This window comes from Dechloromonas denitrificans, from assembly GCF_001551835.1.
In the GTDB taxonomy this organism is placed as follows: Bacteria; Pseudomonadota; Gammaproteobacteria; order Burkholderiales; family Rhodocyclaceae; genus Azonexus; species Azonexus denitrificans.
This window is the reverse complement of record NZ_LODL01000021.1, coordinates 293,384-301,507: the sequence shown is the minus strand read 5'-3', so window position 1 is coordinate 301,507 and position 8,124 is coordinate 293,384. Positions and strand designations below refer to the sequence as shown.

5 protein-coding genes are annotated in these 8,124 nt (G+C 55.9%); 4 read left to right on the top strand and 1 reads right to left on the bottom strand.

Going from position 1 to position 8,124, the window contains the following annotated elements; translation table 11 throughout:
- Nucleotides 1–41: 41 nt before the first annotated feature.
- From dnaN to istB, 4 genes are all read left to right on the top strand, one after another.
- Nucleotides 42–1,148: a DNA polymerase III subunit beta gene (dnaN, locus tag AT959_RS12470; protein ID WP_066883558.1), complete on the top strand. Its 1,107-nt coding sequence runs from the start codon at nucleotides 42–44 to the stop codon at nucleotides 1,146–1,148.
- A gap of 37 nt (nucleotides 1,149–1,185) precedes the next feature.
- Nucleotides 1,186–3,675 (top strand): DNA topoisomerase (ATP-hydrolyzing) subunit B, encoded by a 2,490-nt coding sequence (gene gyrB / locus AT959_RS12465; protein ID WP_066883556.1) that lies wholly within the window; start codon nucleotides 1,186–1,188, stop codon nucleotides 3,673–3,675.
- Nucleotides 3,676–3,884: 209 nt separating this feature from the next.
- The gene (gene istA, locus AT959_RS12460; protein ID WP_066884397.1) at nucleotides 3,885–5,381 is read left to right on the top strand and encodes an IS21 family transposase; all 1,497 of its coding nucleotides are present in this window, start codon (nucleotides 3,885–3,887) and stop codon (nucleotides 5,379–5,381) included.
- Nucleotides 5,371–6,171: an IS21-like element helper ATPase IstB gene (gene istB / locus AT959_RS12455; protein ID WP_476695860.1), complete on the top strand. Its 801-nt coding sequence runs from the start codon at nucleotides 5,371–5,373 to the stop codon at nucleotides 6,169–6,171. Before istA ends, istB begins: the two co-directional genes overlap by 11 nt.
- 128 nt (nucleotides 6,172–6,299) lie before the next feature.
- Here the strand turns inward: istB and AT959_RS12450 are convergent, their stop codons facing one another.
- Nucleotides 6,300–7,019 (bottom strand): hypothetical protein, encoded by a 720-nt coding sequence (locus AT959_RS12450; RefSeq protein WP_066883552.1) that lies wholly within the window; start codon nucleotides 7,017–7,019, stop codon nucleotides 6,300–6,302.
- Nucleotides 7,020–8,124 lie beyond the last annotated feature (1,105 nt).

Genomic DNA, 8,124 nt, shown 5'->3' with positions numbered 1-8,124 from the left:
ACAGAACTGTTCCCGATATAGTCTATTAAGGAATTTAATTTATGATTCTTATTAAAACCCAAAGAGACACGCTTCTGGCGCCATTGCAGTCGGTGTCGGGGATTGTTGAACGTCGTCATACCCTGCCTATCCTGTCCAATGTCCTGCTGGAAAAGAAGGGTGATCGTCTGACGCTGTTGGCGACCGACATTGAAATCCAGATCACGACGGCAACCGATGGTGCCGGTGGCGAAGGTGACGGCGCCGTTACCGTTGGTGCCCGCAAACTGCAGGAAATCCTGCGCTCTTTGCCGGATACCACCGAAGTCAGCCTGATTCTCGAAGACAAGCGCCTGCAAGTCCGCGGCGGCAAAAGCCGGTTCAGCCTGCAGACGCTGCCGGCCGACGACTTCCCGCGCATGACGATGAGCGAAGGCGAAACCAAGCAGTTCCAGATTTCCCAAAAGGCCTTTCGCCAACTGCTGGGCAAGACCCAGTACAGCATGGCCGCGCAGGACGTCCGTTATTACCTGAACGGTTTGCTACTGCTGGTCGAAGGCAAGGAATTGCGTGCCGTGGCGACCGATGGCCACCGTCTGGCCTTTGCCAGCGTTGAAATCGAAGCCGAACTGCCACGTCAGGAAATGATCCTGCCGCGCAAGACCGTGCTCGAACTGAATCGCCTGCTGGTCGATAGCGAAGAACCACTCAACATCACGCTGGCCCCGAATCAGGTGCGCTTCGCCTTCGGTTCGGTGGTCCTCGTTTCCAAGCTGATCGACGGCAAGTTCCCGGATTACGAGCGGGTGGTTCCGGCGACGCTGAAAAATCACATGACCGTCGGTCGTCAGACCCTGATGCAGGCAATGAACCGTGCCGCCATTCTGACCAACGAAAAATTCCGCGGTGTGCGCGTCGTTCTGGGCGACAATAGCCTGAAGCTGATTGCTGCCAATGCCGAGCAGGAAGAAGCGCTGGAAGAAATCGAAGTTCAGTATCAGGGCGATGCCATTGACGTTGGCTTCAACGTCGGCTACCTGCTCGACGTCTTGAACAACGTCCACACCGAAGAAATTCAGTGGAGTTTCAACGACGCCAATTCGAGCGCCCTGATCACCGTGCCGGGCAACGAGCGATTCAAGTACGTTGTCATGCCGATGCGGATTTGATCCCTGATTTAATGACAAGTTTCACGTGGAACATTCAATGAGCGAAGACAGTACGCAAATGAGCGGCCAGGAAGGCGTATCGCCGGCTTATGGCGAAGCCAGCATCCAGATTCTCGAAGGTCTGGAGGCGGTGCGCAAACGTCCGGGTATGTACATCGGCGACACCTCAGACGGCACTGGTTTGCATCACCTCGTATTCGAGGTTGTCGACAACTCGATCGATGAGGCGCTGGCCGGCCATTGCGATGACATCACCGTAACCATCCACGTTGATAATTCGATCAGCGTTATTGACAACGGCCGAGGTATCCCGACCGGTGTCAAGATGGACGACAAGCACGAACCGAAGCGTTCGGCAGCGGAAATCGCGCTGACCGAACTGCATGCCGGCGGCAAGTTCAACCAGAATTCCTACAAAGTCTCCGGCGGTCTGCACGGGGTCGGTGTTTCCTGCGTAAATGCCTTGTCGAAATGGCTGCGCCTGACCATTCGTCGCGATGGCAAGAAGCACTTCATGGAATTCCAGCGTGGCGTGCCGGTCGACCGCTGCCTTGAAGTTCGCGACGGCTTTGAAATTTCGCCGCTGAAGGTTCTTGGCGACACCGAGAAGCGCGGTACCGAAGTGCACTTTTCGGCCGATGAGGAAATCTTCGGCCACGTCGAATTTCACTACGAAATTCTCGCCAAGCGTCTGCGCGAACTGTCCTTCCTGAACAACGGCGTCAGCATCCGCCTGGTAGACCAGCGCAGCGGCAAGGATGAACTCTTCGCCTTTGCCGGTGGCGTACAGAGCTTTGTCGAGTACATCAACCGCACCAAATCCGTTCTCCACCCGAATATTTTCTATTCGGCCGGTGAAGCCAAGGTCGGCGATACCGGCGTCACCATCGGTGTCGAAGTGGCGATGCAGTGGAACGATTCCTACCAGGAACAGGTGCTCTGCTTCACCAACAATATTCCGCAGTCCGATGGCGGTACCCATTTGACCGGCCTGCGTGCCGCGATGACCCGGGTCATCAACAAGTACATCGACGAGCACGAGATCGCCAAGAAGGCTAAGGTCGAGATTGCCGGTGACGACATGCGCGAGGGCTTGGCCTGCGTGCTGTCGGTCAAAATGCCGGACCCGAAGTTCGCTTCGCAGACCAAAATGAAGCTGGTTTCCAGCGAAGCCCGTCCGGCCGTCGAGGAAGTCGTTGCCCAAAAACTGGCCGACTTCCTGCTGGAACGCCCGGCTGATGCCAAGGTCATTACCGGCAAGATCGTCGAAGCTTCACGGGCTCGTGAAGCGGCCCGTCGGGCTCGTGAAATGACCCGCCGCAAGGGAGTTCTCGACGGTATCGGTTTGCCTGGCAAATTGGCGGACTGCCAGGAAAAAGACCCGGCTCAGTGTGAAATGTACATCGTCGAGGGCGACTCCGCCGGCGGTTCCGCCAAGCAGGGTCGTGACCGCAAGTTCCAGGCCATTCTGCCGCTGCGCGGCAAGGTGCTGAACGTCGAGAAGGCCCGTTTCGACAAACTGATTTCCAGCGAACAGATCGTCACCCTGATCACTGCCCTCGGTACCGGTATCGGCAAGGACGAGTTCAAGATCGAGAAGCTGCGCTATCACCGCATCATCATCATGACCGACGCCGACGTTGACGGTGCGCACATCCGCACGCTGCTGCTGACGCTGCTCTATCGTCAGATGCCGGAACTGATCGAGCGTGGTTACGTCTATATCGCCCAGCCGCCGCTTTACAAGGTCAAGCACGGCAAGACCGAGCGTTACCTGAAGGACGATCAGGAATACCATCAGTTCCTGCTGCGTATGGCGATGGACGAAGCCAGCCTGACGCCGCGCGCCGATGCAGAGCCGGTGGTCGGCCCTGCCTTGGAGGAATTGGCCCGTTCCTGGTTGTTGACCGAAGCAGTGATCGATCGCATCTCGCATCTGGTCAATCCGGAAGTTCTGAAAGCGCTTGTTCAGCACAATCTCAAGCTCGACCTGACTTCCGAAGCGGCGGCCAAAGCCAGCGCCGAGCTGGTCAGCAGCCATTTGGACAAAGACATCCGCATTGTTCCTAAATATGACGATATTCAGGAACGTTGGACCCTGCGCGTTGAAAAGATGCACCACGGCAACCTGAAGGTTGGCATGATCGACGACGATCTGCTGCTTTCCGGCGACTACCTCCAGCTTCGCCGCACGGCCGAAACCCTGGCTGACCTTTTTGGTCCTGGGGCTTACATGGCGCGCGGCGAAAAGAAGCAGCCGGTCAGCAATTTCGGCGATGCCATGAAGTGGCTGCTCAACGACGTCGAGCGCGGTATCAGCAAGCAACGCTACAAAGGCCTGGGGGAAATGAATCCCGGTCAGTTGTGGGAAACAACAATGGATCCAAAGGTTCGCCGCCTGCTTCGCGTCCAGATCGACGATGCAATCGCTGCCGATGAAATCTTCACTACTCTGATGGGTGAGTTGGTAGAGCCACGCCGTGCATTCATTGAAACCAATGCCTTGAGTGCAAGGGTTGATATTTAAATTTTATTTATAGCTGTCGGATGACAGAGAAAGTGAAAACTGTGCCAAGTTAGTGAAAAACTACTGACACAGAAAATGAAAAAAGGCCCCGCAAGTGTTGACGCTCGTTGAAAACTGACCAGAAAAGCGAGGTTGTGCGCGCTGAAAATTGACCAGGGTGATTAACTCGTCCGCTCATTTTTTGAGCAGGACATTAGGAGATGATCACCATGAAGGATCTGGGAAGGATTCGGCGGTTGTTTTACCGGGATGGCGTGTCGCTATCCGAGATTTCACGGAAGACGGGGTATAGCCGGAACACCGTCAAGCGTTGGCTACGGACGCCGGAAGGTACCGAGCCGAAGTACGCACGGCAGAACCCGAACATCAAGATCGCACCCTATGCGGCGCGACTCATCAAGGCGCTGGAAACAGATGCCCGTCGCCCGAAGCGTGATCGGCGTACCGCGCTGAAACTCTTTGGTGAATTGCTGGCGGCTGGATTCACGGGCACCTACTGCCGGGTCACGGAATTCATCCGGCGCTGGCGTACCGATGGTGGCGCAGCGGTCAGCAAAGCCTTTGTTCCGCTCCACTTCGAGTTGGGCGAAGCCTTCCAGTTCGACTGGAGCGAAGAGCACCTGGTGATTGGTGGGGTCTGGCGCAAGATCCTCGCCTCGCATCTCAAGTTCTGCGCCAGTCGAGCCTTTGTGGTTCAGGCCTACCCGACGCAAGGCCACGAAATGCTGTTCGATGCCCACACCCGTTCGTTTGCTGCCTTGGGTGGGATTCCTCGGCGCGGCATCTACGACAATATGAAGACGGCCGTAGATAAGGTGCAGAAGGGCAAGTCCCGCATCGTCAATGCCCGCTTCTCGGCCATGGCCTCCCACTACCTGTTCGACCCGGACTTCTGCAATGTCGCCAGTGGCTGGGAGAAAGGCGTCGTTGAGAAGAATGTCCAGGATAGCCGGCTGCGGCTCTGGCAGGATGCGGGCAAGGAACGTTTCAGTTCTTTCACTGAACTGAACGTCTGGCTGCTCGAACGTTGCCGGGGTCTTTGGCAGGAATTGCGCCATCCGGAGTACGCTGATCTGACGGTGGCCGAGATGCTTGAACACGAGCAACCGAGCTTGATGCCCATGGTGGCGCCCTTTGATGGTTATGTTGAAACCCTGGGCAAGGTGTCGAGCACCTGCCTGATCACGCTGGATCGCAATCGCTACTCGGTGCCGTGCGAACTGGTTGGCCAGGGCGTCAGCCTGCATCTCTATCCGGAGCGGATCGATATTGTGGCGCACGATCTACGGGTAGCCAGCCATCCCCGCTGCTTCACCCGGCAACAAACCCTCTACGACTGGCAGCACTACATCCCGCTCATCGAGAGGAAACCCGGGGCCTTGAGAAACGGCGCCCCATTTGCCGACATGCCGGAACCGTTGCAGCGCCTGCGCAGTTTGTTGTTGCGTCGGGAAGGTGGTGATCGGGTGATGGCCAAGGTGCTGTCGGCGATTGCGCAGTTCGGTCTGGAGTCTGTGCTGGTGGCGGTCGATCTGGTCCTGGAATCAGGCTTGCCGAGTGCCGAGCATGTGGAGAACATGCTCAACCGCCTAAAATCCGGACCCATCCCCCCGCCGGTGGAGACCCCCCTGACCATCAGCGAAGCCCCGATTGCCGATACAGGTCGCTACGACCAACTGCGCGTGGAGGTGAACGATCATGCGTGAGCTGATGAGTGAGTTCAAGGAACTGCGCCTGCACGGCATGGCCGGTGCTTGGGAAGAACTATCGGCGAACGGTGGCGCCGGTATCGACACTTCACGCTGGCTGATCGAGCATCTGCTACAAGCAGAACAGACCGACCGGGTCATGCGCTCGATTGGTTACCAGATGCATGCGGCCCGCTTCCCCGTACATCGGGATCTGGCGGGATTCGACTTTGAGCAGTCGAAGGTGGATCAGAAACTGATTCGGCAACTGGCCGACCTGTCCTTTACCGAGGAAGCGCAGAACGTGGTGTTCATCGGGGGCACCGGGACCGGCAAGACGCACTTGGCCACAGGACTTGGCGTTTCGGGGATTGGGCACCATAACAAACGGGTTCGATTCTTCTCGACCGTGGATCTGGCCAATGCGCTGGAGCAGGAGAAGGCGGCCGGCAAAACTGGCCGGATTGCCTTGGGACTACTGCGCATGGATCTGGTGATTCTCGATGAGCTGGGCTATCTGCCATTCAGCCAGGCCGGTGGTGCCTTGCTGTTTCACTTGCTGTCGAAACTCTACGAGCACACCAGCGTGATGATTACGACCAACCTGACGTTTGCCGAATGGCCGAGCGTCTTTGGCGATGCCAAGATGACGACGGCGCTGCTCGACCGCCTGACGCATCACTGCCATATCGTCGAGACCGGGAACGAGTCGTTTCGCTTCCGGCACAGCACGGCCACCGCCAAGTCGAGGATCAAGGCACGGGAGCAGAGCAAGCGGGGAAATCTGCCCGAGGCGGATGCGTTCTGATCGGGGCCGCGTTGGGAAATCCGCTCCGGACTTCGTCCTCCACGGCTTTCCCAACGCATTCATCGCGGCCCGGAAATTGGTTGTTCTGAGCTACACTTATCCACAAGCCCACCTATGTCAGGTGGCTATCACACCTGGTCAAAATTCAACGCGCACAGGTGGTCAAATTTAAACGCGCGCCGACACTCTGCAACGCCTATCAGAGCTGGCATGCCTTCGCGGATGAGGCGGTCTGCCCTTGCCTGCGCCATCCCGATGGCGGCTTCGCAGATGACGTCAATTGAGCCGCCCGGGACAGTGGGTGCCAGCAAATTCCGCAGAGGTTGTATCGGATCGACATCGCTGCTCAGAATCGACGTCTTGCAAATGACTTGGTTGCGAAGAGCTGCCGCCACATCAAGAAATCTCTGTACGTGCGGCATGCACTTGGGCGGTTCGGCCTTCTTGCTGAGCTTGTCCTCGATTTGTCGGAGCAGCAGGTCTACAGCGTCCGCAGACGTTGCGTCATGAATGGCCGAACTCACCTTGCCAGATTTCGGAGGCGTCACGTACAGGCGAAATGTCGTTGTTCTCCCATCCACTTTTTTGGACTCGACCGCAACAAGCCAGTTCGCAATGGTCTTCCAAAGGTCCTCGGACCAATCAGAGAGGGCATTGTGTGACAGAGCGCTCTTGCATTGCTCCAATAGGACATTTCCGTTGGCGTAGTGGATAGCGACATCATCCAGCAGTTCTAAGGAAACGCTCGAATCCGATGGGCTACTGAGAAGGTGATAGCAGAGCCGGACTGGCTGCAACGAGAAGCCCAGATAGGGGCCAGGTGCGCTGTGTTTGACTAGGGCTGTCATGCACGCTGCTCCAAGTTCACCTGGCTATGTGTGGCTGCCCATCGGCAATTCGTAAACTCCATGGCACTCCCTGAGTTTTGCTCCAATCCAGCCTAGGGCTAGGCTGCCCATTCTGCATAGGGTAGCACCAACAAATAGCCAAGCGTCAAAAAAGCCAATTCCTAGCGTTGCTGGATTTTGCCGTCCGCAGCAACTAAATTTCAACCAATTACATGCCATTCGGATAGTCAAGTAATCGGCGTATTGCCGCCTGACATCGACCGTACTGCCACCGGCGACTCAGGTCGACATCCAGTCGTGAGAAGTTGTCTTTGTGAAAAGCTTTTCTTTTTTAATCGATAGACGATTCATTTCGCCTTATCGTCGGGTATTGGTTTTGTAGGCCTAATTTACCCAAAAAATTCAGAGTCTTCTGGGTTCTCTAATTACCAAAGTGCAGACTTTGGTATGCCAAAATAACCCTTTTGGTTCAATAACTTAAAGAACGTTTTCCTTGACCTTCCTGCATCGGTATTTTAGCCTATCAGGCATGAAAAACACCAATCTCGGTCACCATGAGTCCATTCGCTTCCTTACTGCATGAGATGCGTACGCAGCGTGGTCTACCGATGGAGTTGCCTGGTGATCGGAGCAAGTATCACAGTTACACTACCCAGCCGGAATTGCACTATGAAAATACCTGGGATGTTTCAACGCAGGCGACACCAATACTGAGCCAGAGCTCCGAGCCGTATGCGTGGTTGTCAGGGGCCGCCTTTGATAGGTGGGCTGAGCAGAATCCACAGAGCGCAGAAGCATGGAAGAAGCGAGGGAAGTAGTGGCTACGGGGAAAGGGACGGCATCGTTGTGAAGGTGGGACTGACCAAGCTACTGACGCAATCGCGGCTTAGCTTTAGTTCTTCGAGTGCCCCAGAATTTTTCACTTACAATGGCAGGAATACCGGATTTTTTCAGTTTCCGTGGCAAATAAGGACTCCATCAATGACAAAGTTAATGAAAAACGCGTTTGTTTCTGTTCAGGCATTTTTCACTAACTCTGTCATCTGACAATAGCATCCTCATTAGACTTTAGATGCCAAAGCCCCTGGATTTTCCAGGGGCTTTT

What these genes read in the sequence shown, in the direction of transcription:
- gyrB (WP_066883556.1), top strand. Translation starts at nt 1,186, where the DNA reads ATGAGCGAAGACAGTACGCAAATGAGCGGCCAGGAAGGCGTATCGCCG.
- AT959_RS12450 (WP_066883552.1), bottom strand. Translation starts at nt 7,019, where the DNA reads ATGACAGCCCTAGTCAAACACAGCGCACCTGGCCCCTATCTGGGCTTC.
- istA (WP_066884397.1), top strand. Translation starts at nt 3,885, where the DNA reads ATGAAGGATCTGGGAAGGATTCGGCGGTTGTTTTACCGGGATGGCGTG.
- dnaN (WP_066883558.1), top strand. Translation starts at nt 42, where the DNA reads ATGATTCTTATTAAAACCCAAAGAGACACGCTTCTGGCGCCATTGCAG.